This is a genomic window from Brevibacillus brevis (assembly GCF_022026395.1).
GTDB lineage: Bacteria > Bacillota > Bacilli > Brevibacillales > Brevibacillaceae > Brevibacillus.
The window spans coordinates 5,174,241-5,191,630 of sequence record NZ_CP041767.1 but is presented as its reverse complement, the minus strand read 5'-3'; the positions used below and the strand labels follow the sequence as shown (position 1 = coordinate 5,191,630).

Sequence of the window (17,390 nt, the reverse complement as noted above, 5' to 3'; positions counted from 1 at the left end):
GGGTGATTCGTGATTGGCAAACCAGATCAATCAAGTCATACTTCCAGCAGCCCGGACATTAAAAGAATTTGATGAACTCATGGAGAGCTGCTACGAGCGCATTATTTTGCTGAATGCCCATGTAGCGCAAGTAAAGCCACTGGGAAAACGGGCTAGAGCGTTCGGGAAAAAACTGCTGATCCATGCTGATCTCATTGACGGCTTGAAGTCTGATGAATACGCGATGGAGTTTCTTGCGCAAGAAGCACAGCCCGAAGGAATCATCACCACACGGAACAGTGCTATTCTTGCTGCCAAGAAAAAAGGACTCATTTCCATCCAACGACTTTTTCTCATTGATACGATGGCATTAGATAGCAGCCTTACCCAGTTGGAGAGAACCAAGCCGGATTACGTCGAGGTTTTGCCAGGAATCATTCCCCACCTGATCGAAGAAATTACTGAACGAACCAAAATTCCAGTTATCGCTGGAGGATTTATTCGCACGATGGATGATGTTGATCGCGCCATTCAAGCGGGTGCAACTTCTGTAACCACTTCCCGCAGAGAGCTGTGGACGAAATCATAAGGGCACATCAGGGCAGTCAAAAGCCGGTCATTCCTGTTTGTAGGAATACCGGTTTTTTGGTGTTTGTCCGTCAAGAAAATAGGTAGATGACGATGATAGGGGAGATAGGTAGATACCCTTTTATTTGGATAACGGTCAGTAGTCTATGCGGATGAACGTCACCGTGCATATACACATATAGTCAGCAAAAATAAGAGGAAAGAAGGCGGTTGCGTGAATTATCAAAGCTCTCAATGGCAATCCTCGTATTCTTCGCGGGAAGGACATTCTTCTTATTACCCTTGGCAAAGAGATCGGGAACGGCCACCAGGATGGGATCGTGGAGGAGGATGGCAGAGACCTTACCGGAGTTGGGAGTTTGACCACAGACGGAGATGCCCGGATCACTGTCGTTGGTGCCCTCCTGGCTGCTGCAGACGCTTTCGCTAACAGATAAGTAGTAGAATTAGAGCCAAATCTTGAGATGGATTCGAGAGATTTGGCTCTTCTTTTGGGGAATTGAGAAGGAAAGAGGGTGGAAATTATGGAGAATCTGCAAGCATTCTCGTTAAAACAGCCCTAATCCTCTCGACCCCTTCTTCGATCTGTGCTTCATTGGTATTGCCGTATCCGAGAATGATTTTATCTGTATGATTGCCTTTGACAATGGCGTGCTCCTCGACCGGGTAGACACGCACTCCGGCTTGCTCCAGCGCAGCCAGGACGACAGGTGTGAAGTGAACCGTGGGAAAAGCAGCTACGATGTGCAGTCCAGCGGCCTCCCCCCAAATGCGAATGCCATCACCAAAAGCCAGTTGAAGAGCATCAATCAAGCATTGACGGCGTTTTTTGTACAGCTTTTTTACCTGATTCACGTATTTCTCTAGATGCCCCTCCTCGATAAAAACCCCGAGGGCAAGCTGATCAATCGAAGGGGCGTGCAAATCGGATAGCCATTTTGCCTGCTGATAGGAGGCTACCAATGCTTTTGGCAGGACGAGGTATCCCTGGCGCAGTCCGGGAGAAAGGATTTTGCTAAAGGAACCGATGTAGATAACACGCTCCGAGGCAAGTCCCTGAATGGAGCTGATAGGAGCAGTTTCGTAACGAAACTCGCTGTCGTAATCATCCTCGACAATGTAGCAGTCAGCTTCCCGTGCATAACGAATGAGTTGAAGTCTTCGCTGGATGGGCATGGTGCCGCCTAGCGGGAACTGATGGGAAGGCGTGACAAATACGAAGCGGGGGCGATGGGCAGACAATGACGGTAGCTGTTCCATATCCATCCCGTAGGTATCTGTCGGAACAGGCAGTAAACGAGCGCCTGTCCTGGTGAAAATACTTTGGATATCGTGCGTGATCGGGTCCTCGATGACTACGTGACTATCAGGACGCAGAAGCACATTGGCAATCAGGGTGAGCGCCTGAGTAGCCCCGGATGTCATAATGATTTGCTCGGGGTCGCATTGCACGCCGCGCGTTCGATACAAATAGCGACATAAAATCGTGCGCAGCTCCGTACGTCCCTCGGGACGATTATAGCCAAAGACTGACAGCGGTGCTTCCTGACAGACACGCTGGACAGTTTTGCCCCAGAGATTGCGAGGAAAACGCTCCAGAGCAGGAACACCAGAACGAAAATCGATTAGCTTGCTCTCGTCTTCGTTGAAATGCTGGTTCACTTTCGGCAACCCAGCCCCAGCCCCTGTCATCCGGGCGTGCTGTTCCAAATAAATGCCCGAGGCAATGAAATACCCGGAGCCACGTCTGCTCTCGATGTAGCCCTCGGCTAGTAGCTGCTCGTACGCCTCTAGTACCACATTGCGAGAGAGGTGCAGTTCGCTTGCTACTTTTCGGGTAGATGGAAGCTTGAAGCCGGCTGCAAGTTCTCCGCTCAAAATCTTTGTGCGCAATTCAGAATAAATTTGTCTGATTAACGGAATCGGTTTCTCTCGGTCAATGGTTATCCAGAGCAAGCTGTGTGAGCCTCCTTACGCAACTGGTCCTCTCGAAATTGTGGGAAACTGGACCTAATCCATACAAGCGTACCATGGTAGGGTGATAGAAGAGAAGAGATATGCCACTGCCAAAGGAGAGAGAAGGATGACACCAGAAGAGAGAAGAACCGCAGACATTTTGCGTACAATCGCCCGTGATGAACGAATCAAGGAAGCGGTCAGAACATCGCCCTTGCTATATCCGTTGCTTTTGACTGCTGCGAAACGTTATGTGACAGGCGAAACGCGTGCGGATGCAATAAAAATAGCCCAACGCCTGGAAAAATTGGGCTACCGTCTATCAATGGAACACATTGGTGAAAATACGCTGGATTCGCAGATTGTACATGAAGCGCAGCGGGAGTTTCTTGCGCTAACTACGGATTGCTCCCAACTACATACACCAGTCGGAATCTCCTTTGATCTGTCCCATCTCGGCTTGTTACTGGATAAAGAACTGGCGTTTGCCCACGTAGAAGAGTTGGCAGAGCGGGCGAGACATAGCGGTCACTATTTGATGATCAGCATGGAGGAGTCGACGAAAACAGAGGCGATCATTAGCATGTATGAGCGCTTGGCACAGCGACATGAAAATGTGGGCATTACGATTCAAGCACATTTGCACCGCTCGCTGGATGATGTGAAACGGGTGCTCGGACTCCCGGGGAAAATTCGTTTGGTTAAAGGCGCATTCAAGGAACCTCAGGAAATCGCATTGGGGCGTTCAGTGGAGTTGAACGAACGATACCTGGAGCTGGCTGATATGTGTGTACGAGCTGGGCGTGAATGCTCACTCGCTACGCACGACCAAGCGATTGTAGACGCCCTAGATGGTCGGGACTATTTGCATCGACCGAATGTAGAGGTCGAGCTGTTATACGGGGTTCGCCCTGATCTGGCTCATGTTTTGCGAGAAAAAGGGGTTACAGTGCGCTTGTACCTCACATATGGGACAGAGTGGTACTTATACTTGTGTCATCGACTGGCAGAGCATCCGCCTCATGTGCATCAGGCGATAGCCGATATGTTTGATACGTCGAGACTTCAGGATGTAGGGTATGGCATGTCATAGAAGGATTACGAAAAAACGTCAGAGCATGATCCTGACGTTTTTTCTATTTTTCATTCTGTCTTGCCTTCACACAAATTCCCCAGCCAAACTGCTCTTGATTCATGATTTCTGCCCGAACCGTGTTTACCCCTGCGTGGAGGCGAACAGATACTTGGTCGTACTTGCTTCGAATTCGTCCGTCTCTCGCTGGTGGATTCCATCTCCACACGCCCTGATGCACTTCCTCTTCATTCACCCAAAGTCGCAGATGATCGCTGAAGCCAAAATGGAGTTGAGTCACAGTCTCATGGGGAACCGTAATCGTGCTTTTGGCTTGTACAGTCATCCCAGGCTTTGCTGGGAAGAGTCGATTGAAATTGAGTGTCCCATTTTCTTCGACGACTGCACTTGTCCAATCTGTCAAGACAACAGACTGATCACTAGCGATGTACGGCTTTGAAATGAGCCATTCCGTTAGATAACCCTCCGCTGCGAGCTGTTGGCGATCCGTCTTGGTAGGCAAGTCATCGGCCGGGACGATTTCTGTTACCGATAGATTCCGAATGTAGGCAGGCAAGTAGTTCCAGAAGCCGATTTTCTCAAGTGAAGTTCCATGCTGTAGATGGGAAATGAACAACTGAGGCGCAGGGTCTTCTCCCAAATATACGACAGCTTGGTTTGCTTGAACCTCCACAGCAAGCGTCTTCCATTCCCCAATTGTGTAAGACAACGGCTTTTGATACCGAGGGCCATTATAAATTTGCCACGTCATAGACCCATTCATGATCGGATCATACTGAATTTCTTCCGGGGCGAGGTAGATTAGCTCATAATTATGCGAATCTCGTGCACCAAAAACGAGTCCGACAAAGCCTACCTGCTTGGGGATGGCGACTTCCGCTTGCAGTCGAAAGCAGGGACAGGGAACGGCCTGACGCAGGAAAACAGGAGATCCCATCCCCTCCAAGTACAGCGCTTCCCGGTCTCCCCATGTACCTTGGCTTGCCTGTGAGTCCCCGAGATCAAATTCATGCAAATCATCTCGCAAATTCCAAGAAAACGTAGACATTTACATTTCACCACTCTTCCTTGTTCATGCCTTTTATGTTTTAGATAGGATTTACCACAGTCTGTGAAAAATCCTTTCGCCCTTGTCGATTCATCGATTTCATTTTTAAAAAATTGTAGCTATTTGTCTGGAAATAACGTCAATAACTGTATGAGAAGAAAAGATAGGAATAAAAAAGAATGGTCCGTGGAGGTTTTGAACGAATGAAAACGGCGCAGTGCAAGCGGTGGCTCCTGGCCTTCTGTGCGTTCCTCCTGTTGGTAGCAGGTGTTCCTTTAGGATTAACGGGGACAGCCTTGGCAGAGGGAAGCATTCAGCTGGGAGTAACAGTCGGAATTGAAGGAAAGTACAGGGAGATGGGGATGGTTCCCGTTGTGGTCACGGTGAGAAATGGAGGGGCGGATATCGAAGGAGATCTTTATGTCGCCACGGGGGAACGGGGAGACAGTCGCTTCGAAGTTGCCAATTATCAGCCGGTTTCGATTGCAAGCGGAGTGACCAAGCAGGTAACCATTCTCGTTCCTGGATCAGAGCTGGATAGCCGTTCTTTTGTAGCTTTGATGCAAAATAATAAGATCATTGCGCAAACTCCGGTAACAGGCGTTTCATACAGCGAAGATACATTGATGATTGGCGTGCTGGCAGAAAATCCCGACACAGCTAATTTCCTTGGTGTACTGCCGAAAGGCTCCATTCATAACCCAGTCCAGCTCTTGACGATGAAGGCAGACAATATGCCAGTGACAGGTACACAGCTACAGATGCTTAATATGCTCGTGATCAACAATTTTGCTTTGGATTCATTGAATGAACAGCAGATTAAAGCGATTCGGGATTGGACGAATTCTGGCGGGATGATGATTTTAGCCGGAGGAGCGCAGTACAAGAAAGCCGGAGGCGTTTTGAGTGACTTGTCGCCAGTAGAAGTGACTGGAGTGTCGAGCGTACAGACACTTTCCAGTCTAAAAGCGGATAAGACCAACCTGATTGCACTGACATCCCCCTTTACTGTAAGCAATGGGACAGTGAAGGCAGGGAAAGTTCTGTACAGCGAAGGAAATATTCCGCTGATGGTCGTACATAACGTGGGAGCCGGAAAAGTGTTGTATGTCGCCTATGATTTGGCGGCCGAACCAGTAGCCAGTTGGGCTGGAAACAGTCGCTTTTGGGTAGATACATTAGTAAAGGCTTTTGGTTCTTTCATCAACACTTCAAATAGGAGCATGATCGACAACGTATGGCCGCTTCACGATGCTGCTGATCGCGTCCCATCCTTGAAAATTCCGGAGGTTGGCTGGTTCGCAGTATTTTTCGGAATTTATGCCCTGGTTGTCGGGCCAGTTCTTTTCTATATTTTGCGGAGAGGCCGCAAGCAAAGCTACATGTGGGTGATTGTCCCTGCCCTTTCGGTGCTGGCGGGAATCGGAATCTTCTCGATTGGTGCCATCCAGCGGGGGGTGGGTGTAAAGCTGCATCAGGTAGGTTATGTTGAACTGCAAAACAACGGACAGGCGAATGCAGTGAGCGTAACCGCATTATTCGTACCGAGTAATGACGACTATCGATTGACTATAAAGGGAGAGGGCATAACCCAACCCGTCACTGAAGGAGACTATATCGATCAAATTCCGAGAACGTGGATTTCCATACAGCCAGATCAGACCCATATTGATTTCCGCGATGTAGAATTTTGGTCGATGCGCAAGGTTGCGACGGAGCAATCCTTATCGGACGTAGGAAAAATAGAATCGAACCTATCGTATGAAAACGGCGCACTGAAAGGAACCGTGACGAACCATACGAAGTACTCGCTAAGAGACGTGACGATCTCGACAGGAATGCAGGTACAAGAGTTTCCACAGTTGGCGGCTGGCAGCAGTATCGAAGTGAACTTGCCGTTTGCCCCTCAACAACAAGCAAGGCGGAATCAACATCGGATGAATATGGGACATGCGCTGCCGCAGTATATGCAATCGAATGGCTATGAAAGAGAAACGCGTGAGCAACTCATCGTGGAAATGCTGGACATGATGGACAGACGTAGTGGTCCGTCTGAAGTAGTAAAACTCGTGGGCTGGACCGATGCGCAAGTTGCTGAGGCTGTCGTACCAAACGAAAATACGGAGAACAGCAGCATTGCGATGGTCACTTCGACGCTGCAAGTGAATCCATCCAAGGACGGACACATTTATTATCCGACGGGATCATTTGATGTGACGATGTCAGGCAGCTCAGTGCCAGTAGATGACTTCGGAGATGGCTTTAGGCTCCCTGCTGGGGATATTACCTTTGACATCAATTTGAATCAGGAAGGACAGGAGCTTGCCATCAGCAATTTGTATCTGTACACCTGGTCAGAGGACAATACGACATTTGGAAAAGAGGTTTACAACTGGAAGACCAAAGCTTTTGAACCATTTGAAAAAGCATTCATGAACAACGTCATGACAAGCGATAAGACCACTACTTATGTTTCGGGCGACGGCATTGTCCGCATCAAATTTGCCCACCAGTTTGAGGATGATCGCCACATTGGGGTTCCAAGTGTCAGTGTGGAAGGGAAGGTGAGCAAGAAGTGATCCAGATCCAAAATTTGCGCAAGCGCTACGGCAAAATGGAAGCATTAAAAGGACTTTCACTCGAAATTGACAAGGGTACCGTTTTTGGTTTTGTCGGTCCGAACGGAGCAGGAAAATCCACGACGATGTCCATTTTGGCGACTTTATTGGAGCCAACCAGTGGGAAAGCATACGTAGGTGGCTACGAAGTGACCAAGCATCCAAAGGAAGTACGCAAGCTGATCGGCTACATGCCTGACTTTTTTGGTGTCTACGACAATTTGACAGCAGAAGAGTACCTCGATTTTTACGGTGCGAATTACGATATTCCGGCAGCAGAGCGAAAACAAATCATTCCACAGTTACTAGAGCTGGTGAATCTCACGCACAAGCGAGATGCCTTCGTCGACTCGTTGTCGCGGGGGATGAAGCAGCGCCTTGGATTGGCCCGCTCGCTGGTTCACAACCCGGAAGTGCTCATTTTGGACGAACCTGCTTCTGGCTTGGACCCTCGTGCACGCATTGAGCTGCGGGAGATTTTGAAGGAACTGCGGGACATGGGCAAAACGATTATCATTAGCTCGCACATATTACCTGAGCTAGCAGAGATGTGCGACGTCATCGGGATTGTGGAGGAAGGCAATCTGGTTGCCTTTGGACGAGTCGATGAGATTTACTCGAAAATGCAAGAACAGCGGATATTGCGCATCCGCCTGTTGGATCGGGTTGAGGAAGCAATGACGCGCCTGCGTGAAATGCCCGTCATTACCAGGGTGACACGTGAAGGGAACTGGGTCGTTGCAGGCTTTTCAGGCAATGACGAAGAACAGGTGGAGCTGCTGCGGGAGCTTGCGGTGTCAGGCTATCCTGTTGCCGCGTTTAATGAGGCAGTAGGTGATTTGGAAGAAATCTTCCTGGAAATTACGAAAGGGGTGGGCTCATGAGCGACTTGAGGCGATTTCACAACCCTGTCTTGTTCAATGAATGGAAAATGCGGATGCGGACCAATCGGTCACCGTGGATCATCCTGCTCTATTTGCTCGTTTTGGGCGCAATGACGCTCACAATAATTTTCTTTATGACAAATGGTGGCAGCTACTACAACCCGAATGATACACGCGAGCTGTTCATGATGCTGTCTGTGTTTCAGCTCGGGATGATCTGCTTCGTCGTGCCGGGACTGACGGCAGGTGTGATTTCCGGTGAACGCGAACGCCAGACGTTAAGTGTGCTGTTGACCACGAATGTCAGCGCCACACGATTGATTTTAGGCAAATGGCTGGCGTCACTCAGCTTCATGACCTTCCTGGTCATTGCGACCATCCCGCTCTATGCCATCGTCTTTTTGTATGGAGGAATTTCACCTGCACAAGTGATCAAGGTGTTTGGCTTTTACGTCATTACGATGTTTGGTATCGGCAGTATTGGTGTGCTCATGTCCACGCTGATCAAACGGACTGGGATCGCTACGGTTGTCACTTATGCTGTGGTATTCGGATGTGCGATAGGGTCGAGCATACTGGCGGAAATTATCAAAGAGTTCATTCGGTACCAGCGTCGGTCCGGTAGCATGTCATCCGTGCCTATGCCAGACTGGCCACATCTCCTGCATAATTTTAACCCGTTGTTTGCGATGTTGAACATTTTTGAGGAAGGGCCGCAGATCAGGATTGGGAATGTGGACCCGTACGCGGTTTACTGCCTGTTTTTCGGGATTATTACACTGTTCTGCCTGTTACTCTCCATCTATCTCATTCAGCCAGTGAAACCGAGATTTCGCAAAGTAAAAGAGGAGCAATAAGCCATGTTCACCTCGAGAGCGAACGACGAGCTGAAGTCACTGCTTGCACCCATTCGAAAGCAACTGGGCTTGCGTGTATGGATACAGCAGCTAACGGTCTATGGTTTGTGGGGGATGGGGGCGAGTCTGGTGCTTCTTCTCCTTGCCCGCATCTGGCCGATTCCGTTTTACCAATGGATTGTGATCATGCTGCCAGTGCTTGTTGTCATCACAGGTCTGGTGCGTGCGCTTTGGATGCGCCCTACCTGGCTCCAATGTGCACAAGTGGCAGACGGTAATGGTTTGGCCCAGCGAGTCGTCACAGCATGGGAGAATCAGGAGAATCAGTCGATGGTAGCCGGTATGCAGAGGGAAGACGCCCTGCAGCATCTGCGTAAAAATTTGCCGCAAATCGTAGAGAGCGTCCGCATTTGGTCGTTGGTCCAACGAAAGGTGTATGTTACCAGCAGTTTGTTATTGGTGTGCCTGGTGCTGTTTCTTTGGCCGAATCCCCAAGACTTGCGACTGGCCCAGATGGCAGAGGAAAAGAAAGCAATCGCGCAGGTCGAGGAAGAAGTAGAGGCAATCAAGCAGGACGTGAAAAAGAATACAGGCTTAACCGACGCGCAGAAAAAGCAGCTGGACGAAATGCTGGAGCAGGCAAAAAAGGCTCTGGCAAAAGCAGACGACCCGGCAGAACGTCAAAATGCATTGCGCGCTGCGGAAAAACAATTGGAGAAGGTCAGAGATGCCGAGCAGCGCAAAGAAAAAGCATTGCAAGCACTCCAGCGCAGCTTGGGTAATCAAGAAGGGACACAAGCCTTGGCTGGGGCGATGGAAGCGAAAGACAGACAAGCGATGGCCGAGGCTCTGGCACAAATGGCAAAAGCCATGGAAAGCATGCCGCAAAAAGAGCGGGAAGGGATCGCCCGTGAACTCGCTAGCGCAGCAGAGCAATTGAAAAAAGAGGCAGAGTCTGCCGACTCGAAGGAGCTGGAGGATATCGCCAAACAATTGGCGGAGGCAGCCCAGCAAACAGCCCAAGGACAAGTGCCTCAAGCGATGACTGCGCTCGAGAACAGCCTGATGCAAGCCATGACGGGTATCCAGCAATCTCAGCAAGCCATGCTCGCTGCTATACATGCCGCGTCCTCGCTCAATCAGTCGCAAATGACGCTTGCCAGTGCAGGCGCACAAGCAGGAAATGCTGGAGCGAGTGGGGCTGGGACAGGAACGGCAGCAACAGGACAGGCGACTCCAGCATCTGGGTCATCCGGGAATCAGCCAGGTGCCGCAACTCCGGGAACAGGTGCCAATCCAAATCAAGGGGCGAACCCGGCAAACCAGCCTGGGAATGGAAACAATGGCTCGGGGCAAGGGAATGGCAACGGCAACGGAAATGGCAATGGCAATGGAAGCGGCAATGGTAATGGCTCTGGCGGTCAAGGAAGCGGTCAAGGCGGCGGGGCCGGTTTAGGAAAAGGCAGACACGAGCTCGTTACCGTTCCGGCAGATCGCATAGGTGGAGAAAACGGACCTGTTGATACAGTCGGAGGCTCACTCGGTTCAGGCCCATCTCAGTCGCAGCAAAGCGGAAACACACAAGTCTCCTCCGGTGGGACGCTGCCGTACGAGGAAGTGTACGGCCAGTATGAGCAATTTGCCCGCGAAAGTATGGAAAAAGGCAGTATTCCCGGCGATTATCAACAGATCGTGAAGGATTATTTCAGCAAAATAGAGCCTTAGATCATTCAACAACAGGAAGGAGACACGGCGATGGCGCAGCAAACGCTAGAGGACTGCTTGCAGCGAGTAGAGCTTGTCAGGCAGGAAATTGGAAAGGTATTGGTAGGACAAAAAGAGGTGGTCGAGCAGCTTCTGTGGGCCGTGTTTGCAGGAGGACATGCGCTTTTGGAAGGCGTACCCGGATTGGGCAAAACGCTCCTTGTTCGGACACTGTCCCAAGCCTTTGAGCTGTCGTTTCAGCGGATTCAGTTCACACCGGACCTGATGCCGACTGACATTACTGGAACGAACATCCTGTTGGTCGACGAGAAGGGACAACAGTCCTTCCAATTCCAACATGGGCCGATCTTTGCTCACGTCGTGCTGGCTGACGAAATCAACCGGGCGACGCCAAAGACGCAAAGTGCCCTGTTGGAGGCCATGCAGGAGCGAACCGTTTCAGCCGGCGGAGTGACTCGTCCGCTACCAGAGCCGTTCTTCGTTCTCGCGACACAGAACCCGCTGGAGCAGGAAGGGACATACCCGTTGCCAGAAGCACAAATGGACCGCTTTTTATTGAAGATAGACGTGCCGTACCCGACAGAAGAAGAACTGAAAATGATCGTTCGGCAAACGACTACGAGCCAAGTGATCACCGTGGAAAAAGTGGCTTCAGCCGAACAAATTGCTGACATACAACAGGCCGCACGAGAAGTGCTGGTTGCCGATGCGGTACTTGATTACGCCGTGAAGCTGCTTTTAGCGACGCATCCGGGTCAGCAGGCGACTGCTTCGGTGAACAAATATGTGCGCAACGGTGCGGGTCCACGTGGTGTGCAGGCGATTGTCTCCTTGGCAAAGGTACGTGCGTTATTGGCCGGGCGATACAATCTGGCGTACGAGGACGTGACAGCAGTTGCTCTGCCAGCGTTGCGCCACCGCATTTTCCTCAATTTTGAAGGAGAGGCAAACGGCATCCGACCGGACCGCGTCATCATGGATATTTTGGATGAACTGGGGACGCAGAAGGCATGAATCAACACCTGCTTGATCCATCATGGCTCGCCAGACTGGAGCGAATGCAGATGGCTAGTCGCAAAGCGGTCAGCGGCAGCCAGGCAGGAAAGCGAAGGGCGAGACAGCTGGGCAGTTCCATGGAGTTCGCAGATTTTCGGGCGTATGTCCCCGGTGATGATTTGCGGCAGCTCGATTGGAATGCGTATGCCCGTTCAGGCAAGCTGTTTTTGAAAAAGTACTTGGATGAAACAGAGCTGCATGTGAACTTGTACATCGATTGCAGTCGTTCGATGAGCTACGGGCACCCGAATAAAATGGCCCGTGCTATCGAGATTGCCGCGGCTCTTGGCTATTTGTCCCTGTGCCATCTCGATCATGTGTCGGTCTATGCTTTTGACAGCAGCATTACGGCAGCACTTACCGGTCTGCAAGGAAAGAGCCAGGCGCATCGCCTGCTCAGCTTCCTGTCTTCCCTGCAAGAAGGGGGAGCAGGTGATATACAAACGGCAATGCGCCAGCCAGGGGCTGTGAGCGGCAAAGCTGGTACATCCATCGTGCTGTCGGACTTTTTGTTCGAGTCAGGCTATACGGAAGGCATCGCGTATTTGCAGGCGGCCAGACAAGAGGTCACGCTTGTCCAGGTGCTCTCCAAAGAAGAGCTTGCGCCCGAGTATGCCGGAGAGCTGCGGTTGATCGATTCAGAGACGGGGCAGGCAAAAGAAGTATCCCTGACCAGCCTTTTGATGGAAGAGTACCACAAGAGCTTGCGAGATTATCAACAACAACTGTCCGCGTTTGCTTATGGAAGAGGGATCGCCTTCGTGTCTGTAGAGGCGGAACAATCGCTGGAATCGATTGTCTTCCATGTCTTTCGTCAGGCCGGCTTGATTCGCTAGAGAGGAGAGAGACAACATGCAGTGGATGGGTTTGGGCAACTTGTGGTTTGCGCTGATGATCCCGGCCATCATCGTCCTCTACCTGCTCAAGCGAAAAGTAGAGGATCGTGTCATACCAAGTACACTCCTGTGGCAGCGCACGTTGCAAAACTGGGAAGCGGTGAAACCGTGGGAAAGGCTGCGGCGCAACCTGCTTTTGCTGCTGCAACTGCTCGCTGCGTGCTTGCTCGTGCTGGCTTTGGTACGACCGGCTGTGCCCACTGAGGGAATCACATCCGACCATACCATTTTGGTCGTGGATACATCAGGGAGCATGATGGCCAAGGAAGGAAACGAGACGCGGCTGGAACGAGCCGTTTCACAGGCAAAAGCACTTATAGAGAAGCTGGGAAGCAGCCAGACGATGACCCTCATTGAGGCAGGGCGTGAGCCGAATGTTTTGGTTTCCAAAAGTGCAGAAAAAGAGCCGCTCTTGCAAGCCATCGAAAAGCTTGCGCCTTTTTCCGGGACATCCGATCAAATCGCAGCCTTGTCTTTGGCAGGAGCCATTGCAGAGAATGAACCAGGCAGTGGAGTGGTTTGGATGGGGGACGGAAGCGGGGAACGCAAGCTGGATGGAGGCGCAGTCCCTGCTTTTTCCGGGAGCTTTCAGTTCATGCAGATGGGGAGCACCCGCGAGAATACCGCAATCGGTGTTTTTGTGACCCAGCCTACGGAAAAAGGGGTAGAGGGACTGCTGCGGGTGGACAATCATGGCAGTATGACGGCGAAAGGAAAAGTAACGGTTTTCGATGAGCAAGATAAGCTGCTGGATACCGATTCTTTTGCGGTGGGGGCAGGTAGCTCCCAGACATTTTCGTTTCAGAGGCTGGCGGTGTCTCGCGTCTATCGTGCAGTCATCGAACCGGAGCAGGATGGACTTTCCCAGGATAATGTCAAGTGGAGTGTTCCATTCGCTACAGGGAAAGGAAAAGCAGCGTTGTATTCGCCAGAGGGCAATCGCTTCCTCCATCAAGTATTGCAGACAGTCGGAAGTCTTGAGGTGGAAACGATTCAGCAGGCACCGGATGCAGCGGCGGCTGCGCGTGACCTGTGGGTTTTTGACGGAGTCGTACCAGACGAGCTGCCAAAAGGAAACATTTTATTGATTGCCCCGAACAAGAAAACAAAGTGGTTGCCGCTCGCTGGAGAAAAAGAACTGGATCAACAGCCAAGGCCAGTTTCCCCCGATGACCCGCTGCTCAAGCACGTAGATTGGCGAGACGTGCACGTTGCCAAAGGATACGCATTGGACGAGATGCCTGGTATGAAGCCATTGGTACGCGCGGGCGATGTCGATTTGGTCAGAGCGGGGATCATAGACGGTCGGCGAGTGGTCATCATCGGATTTGATTTGCATGCATCGGACTTCCCGTTGCGTCCTGCTTTTCCGATCTTCATGCAAAATGTCGTCAACTGGCTGTCTCCTGGTCAGACAGCCCCAATCCCAATGGCCCATCCGGGAGAGGTCTTGACCATCCCACTCTCACCGGGAGCGACAACACGTACCTTGACGTATCCGAATGGACACCAGCAGTCTCTTACAGAGGACGCCACGTCCAAAACGATGCAGCTACCGGAGCTGACCGGATTGTATCGTCTTGACGAAGGGGTAGATACAGGCACCAAAAGTACGTATTTTCCTGTCCAAATGAATGAGGGAGAATCGAACATTACGCCAAAGTCTTTGAGCGTTGCCCGGAAGAATGCCGAAGAGCAAAAGGAGAGTGAGGAAGCGACAGCGACTGGCACAACAGGAGGACTGGGAACGAAGGAGTTGACCTATTGGTTGGCGGCGTTTGCTCTCTTGGTGTTATTGGTGGAATGGAGGGTGTATCAGCGTGGGTATTAACTTTATACAGCCGCTATTCCTGTTGCTATTGCTTCCTGTTGCCTACGTGGTCATCAGTTGGTGGCGACATCAAAAGCAAATGCCAATCGGCAGAAAGGCGACAATTGCTACTATTCGCTCGCTCTTGTTCCTCCTTCTGGTTTTGGCGTTGGCAGGGACACAGCTGCTGACACCTGTTCAGGCGAAAACGATTGTGTTTGTTGTAGACCGATCTGCTTCCATGAAGGACGATCCGCGAGTTCTCTCCTTTTTGCGGGAGGCGATTGGTCAAAAGCAGGCAGCGGATAAGTATGCTGTCATTGCAGTAGGGGCGGAGGCGGCGGTCGATCAACCGTTGACGATACGCCAAGAAGTACAGCCCTTGGGCGTGGATGTCAACAGGAATGCAACCAATTTGGCAGAAGGAATCCGATTGGCGTCTGCCATGATCCCTACCAATGCCAGAGGAAAAGTCGTCTTGCTGACAGATGGTCTGGAAACAAACGGAGATGCGGCACGGCAGACGAGACTGGCGAGGGAGCGAGGAATCGCAGTGGAGGCTGTTTCCTTGCAGCAGCCAAACGGGGATGAGGTCGTTCTTACATCTGTACAGGTGCCGCAAAGGCTGTACGCGGGAGAGGAATACGGCATCACCGTTGATGTGGAGAGTACGATAGCGACCGAGGCAACCCTTCGCCTGTATGAAGGCAATCGCGAGGCGGGCCAGCAAACGGTACAGATCGGCAAGGGCAACAACCGCTTCGTTTTTTCGCAAAAAGCGATGCAGCAGGGGTTCCATCGTTATCGCGTGGAAATTGAACCGCGACAAGATACCGTAGCAGCGAATAATCAAGCTACAGCCTATACGCAGGTAGCCGGGGCACCAGTCGTACTCGTAGCCGAAGGGCATCCGGGTGCCGCTACCAACCTCATTCAAGCGCTGGAAGCGGGCAATACCAAGGTAGAGCTACGCGATCTCGCATTGCTGCCAAAGGAGCTTGAGGGTTACAAGCAGTTTGCCTCCATTGTACTGGCAGATGTGCCCGCTACCAGCATGACTGATGCGGATATGGAACGCATGCGGACTGCTGTACGTGATTTGGGCATTGGTTTGATCATGACAGGCGGCAAAGATAGCTTCGGTATGGGTGGCTGGTTCCAGACACCAATCGAAGAGGCCTTACCTGTTCACATGGATTTAAAAGGGAAGGAACAGCTCCCTTCGCTCGGACTTCAGCTGGTCATCGACAAGTCGGGCAGTATGAGCTCCGATGCCAGAGGTGCGGATAAGATGGCACTGGCTAGGGAAGCCGCCATACGAGCGACAACCATGATGAATGCCCAAGACACCATCGGGGTGATCGCATTTGACGACACGCCATGGGATGTCGTGGCTCCACAATCTGTCACGAAGCTGGATGAAATCCAACAGCAGATCAGCAGAATTCAAGCGGATGGCGGGACCGATATTTTCCCTGCCTTACAGCTGGGCTACGAACGTGTAAAAGCAATGAACACGCAGCGTAAGCACGTGATCTTGCTCACAGATGGGCAGTCTGGGCTCAACGATGATTACCAGGGACTGCTACAGCAAATGACAGCTGAAAATATTACCGTTTCAACAGTGGCGCTGGGTGATGATTCGGATAGGTCGTTGCTTGAGATGATTGCCGAGTTAGGAAAAGGCAGATATTACTTTGCCAACGATGCCGAATCCATCCCGAAAATATTCAGTAAAGAAACAGCGCTAGCCAGTCGCACGTTTATTGTGGAGAAGCCCCAAGTACCAGGCTATACAGGGGTGGGAGCTTGGCCTGCGCTGAAGCAAGCTTTGCCTCCGGTGCGTGCGTATATTGCAACAACACCGAAGCAAACAGCCGAATCATCCTTGATGAGTGCTGACGATGATCCGATTCTCACCCGTTGGCAGTACGGTCTGGGGCGTTCTGTCGCCTGGACGAGTGATCTGGAAGGGAAGTGGTCACCGGACTGGGTGGCTTGGGGAGGAAACAGCGGTCTGTGGAACGAAATCGTGGCATGGACTTTCCCACAAATTACAGAAGGTGCTTGGAAGACGACCACGAGCGTGAACGGCGCAAAAGGCAATGTGAGGGTAACGATGCCAGCTGGTGGAAGCCTGCCTCAAGAGATGGAGGCAGTCGTTCTCGATCAAGAGATGAAGCGAGAGATCATCAAGCTTAAGCCGGTTGCGCCAGGCGTCATGGAGGGTGAATTCGAGACGGCTGATCCGGGCACGTACATGATTCAGATCTCTCAAAAAAATCAAGGCCGAGTCACGGCGAGCCAAACGACAGGCTTGACTGTTTCCTATTCACCCGAATACGGAATACATGCCGATGGTGACAAGCGACTTCAAGAGTGGCTAAGTGCCGGTGGAGGGAATCAGATCACCAAACCGGAAGAAGCTTTTGGTGGCACGCTTCCCGCTAAATGGGACACACAGTCAATCAGTGAGTGGTTACTCATGTTGGCGGCGTTGCTACTGCCGATCGATATCGCTGTTCGTCGTCTGCAGTTGCCGGATCAATGGTGGGCAAGGCTGTCTGGTCTATGGAGATTGCGCACGTCCACTTCTGCCGATTCTGAACAACAGGCAGTATTGTCTCGCCTCGGTGAGAAGCGCTCCGTGACAAGACGGACACGCGAAGAGCGGACAGATGACCAGAAAGTCGTATCTGCTCCTATCATTCATCCGGTAGGGACGGCCGAAAATCGGGTGAAGCCAGCAGCAGTCAAACACGAGCAGGCCAAAGAGAAACAGGAGAAGCAAACACAGCCTGACGAAACGCTAAACAGACTATTAGCGGCCAAGAACCGAAAAAAGTCTCAGTAATAGATAAAAAGAAACCAGCAGCCTGG

General features: G+C 51.4%; 12 protein-coding genes. 10 read left to right on the top strand and 2 right to left on the bottom strand.

Features of this window, described 5'->3' with window-relative positions:
• The first annotated feature begins 13 nt into the window (after positions 1 to 13).
• Positions 14 to 568, top strand: coding sequence for a glycerol-3-phosphate responsive antiterminator (locus FO446_RS24650; protein WP_173609861.1), 555 nt, complete (start codon positions 14 to 16; stop codon positions 566 to 568).
• 521 nt (positions 569 to 1,089) lie between these two features.
• Here FO446_RS24650 and FO446_RS24645 read toward each other — a convergent pair.
• Positions 1,090 to 2,523 carry a MocR-like pyridoxine biosynthesis transcription factor PdxR gene (locus tag FO446_RS24645; RefSeq protein WP_173609862.1) on the bottom strand — a complete coding sequence of 478 codons (1,434 nt, stop codon included), beginning with the start codon at positions 2,521 to 2,523 and terminating at the stop codon, positions 1,090 to 1,092.
• 127 nt (positions 2,524 to 2,650) lie between these two features.
• Here FO446_RS24645 and FO446_RS24640 point away from each other — a divergent pair, with 127 nt between their 5' ends.
• Positions 2,651 to 3,616 (top strand): proline dehydrogenase family protein, encoded by a 966-nt coding sequence (locus FO446_RS24640; protein WP_173609863.1) that lies wholly within the window; start codon positions 2,651 to 2,653, stop codon positions 3,614 to 3,616.
• 43 nt (positions 3,617 to 3,659) lie between these two features.
• On the opposite strand, the gene FO446_RS24635 is transcribed toward FO446_RS24640, so the two are convergent.
• Positions 3,660 to 4,664 (bottom strand): hypothetical protein, encoded by a 1,005-nt coding sequence (locus FO446_RS24635; protein WP_237899358.1) that lies wholly within the window; start codon positions 4,662 to 4,664, stop codon positions 3,660 to 3,662.
• Between the two features lie 203 nt (positions 4,665 to 4,867).
• Between FO446_RS24635 and FO446_RS24630 the strand changes: the two genes are divergently transcribed.
• The 8 genes from FO446_RS24630 to FO446_RS24595 are packed head-to-tail and all read left to right on the top strand — an operon-like array spanning position 4,868 to position 17,364.
• Complete coding sequence (locus FO446_RS24630; RefSeq protein ID WP_237899357.1) at positions 4,868 to 7,243, top strand: DUF7408 domain-containing protein; 2,376 nt, start codon at positions 4,868 to 4,870, stop codon at positions 7,241 to 7,243.
• Entirely contained in the window at positions 7,240 to 8,166 is a 927-nt protein-coding gene (locus FO446_RS24625; RefSeq protein ID WP_221867788.1) for an ABC transporter ATP-binding protein, read from the top strand. Before FO446_RS24630 ends, FO446_RS24625 begins: the two co-directional genes overlap by 4 nt.
• On the top strand, positions 8,163 to 9,023 hold the full coding sequence (locus tag FO446_RS24620) for an ABC transporter permease (RefSeq protein WP_173609867.1): 861 nt from the start codon (positions 8,163 to 8,165) through the stop codon (positions 9,021 to 9,023). Before FO446_RS24625 ends, FO446_RS24620 begins: the two co-directional genes overlap by 4 nt.
• A 3-nt stretch (positions 9,024 to 9,026) precedes the next feature.
• Positions 9,027 to 10,748: a coiled-coil domain-containing protein gene (locus tag FO446_RS24615; RefSeq protein ID WP_237899355.1), complete on the top strand. Its 1,722-nt coding sequence runs from the start codon at positions 9,027 to 9,029 to the stop codon at positions 10,746 to 10,748.
• Positions 10,749 to 10,778: 30 nt separating this feature from the next.
• Positions 10,779 to 11,762: an AAA family ATPase gene (locus tag FO446_RS24610; protein ID WP_237899354.1), complete on the top strand. Its 984-nt coding sequence runs from the start codon at positions 10,779 to 10,781 to the stop codon at positions 11,760 to 11,762.
• Complete coding sequence (locus FO446_RS24605) at positions 11,759 to 12,640, top strand: DUF58 domain-containing protein (protein ID WP_173609870.1); 882 nt, start codon at positions 11,759 to 11,761, stop codon at positions 12,638 to 12,640. The genes FO446_RS24610 and FO446_RS24605 overlap by 4 nt, the downstream gene beginning before the upstream one ends.
• Before the next feature lie 16 nt (positions 12,641 to 12,656).
• Positions 12,657 to 14,531, top strand: a complete 1,875-nt coding sequence (locus tag FO446_RS24600) for a vWA domain-containing protein (protein WP_237899353.1) — start codon at positions 12,657 to 12,659, stop codon at positions 14,529 to 14,531.
• Complete coding sequence (locus FO446_RS24595; protein ID WP_237899352.1) at positions 14,521 to 17,364, top strand: VWA domain-containing protein; 2,844 nt, start codon at positions 14,521 to 14,523, stop codon at positions 17,362 to 17,364. The genes FO446_RS24600 and FO446_RS24595 overlap by 11 nt, the downstream gene beginning before the upstream one ends.
• Positions 17,365 to 17,390: the final 26 nt, after the last annotated feature.

Coding starts and splice junctions, on each gene's coding strand:
- FO446_RS24635 (WP_237899358.1), bottom strand. CDS start 4,664: ATGTCTACGTTTTCTTGGAATTTGCGAGATGATTTGCATGAATTTGAT.
- FO446_RS24610 (WP_237899354.1), top strand. CDS start 10,779: ATGGCGCAGCAAACGCTAGAGGACTGCTTGCAGCGAGTAGAGCTTGTC.
- FO446_RS24600 (WP_237899353.1), top strand. CDS start 12,657: ATGCAGTGGATGGGTTTGGGCAACTTGTGGTTTGCGCTGATGATCCCG.
- FO446_RS24605 (WP_173609870.1), top strand. CDS start 11,759: ATGAATCAACACCTGCTTGATCCATCATGGCTCGCCAGACTGGAGCGA.
- FO446_RS24630 (WP_237899357.1), top strand. CDS start 4,868: ATGAAAACGGCGCAGTGCAAGCGGTGGCTCCTGGCCTTCTGTGCGTTC.
- FO446_RS24615 (WP_237899355.1), top strand. CDS start 9,027: ATGTTCACCTCGAGAGCGAACGACGAGCTGAAGTCACTGCTTGCACCC.
- FO446_RS24640 (WP_173609863.1), top strand. CDS start 2,651: ATGACACCAGAAGAGAGAAGAACCGCAGACATTTTGCGTACAATCGCC.
- FO446_RS24620 (WP_173609867.1), top strand. CDS start 8,163: ATGAGCGACTTGAGGCGATTTCACAACCCTGTCTTGTTCAATGAATGG.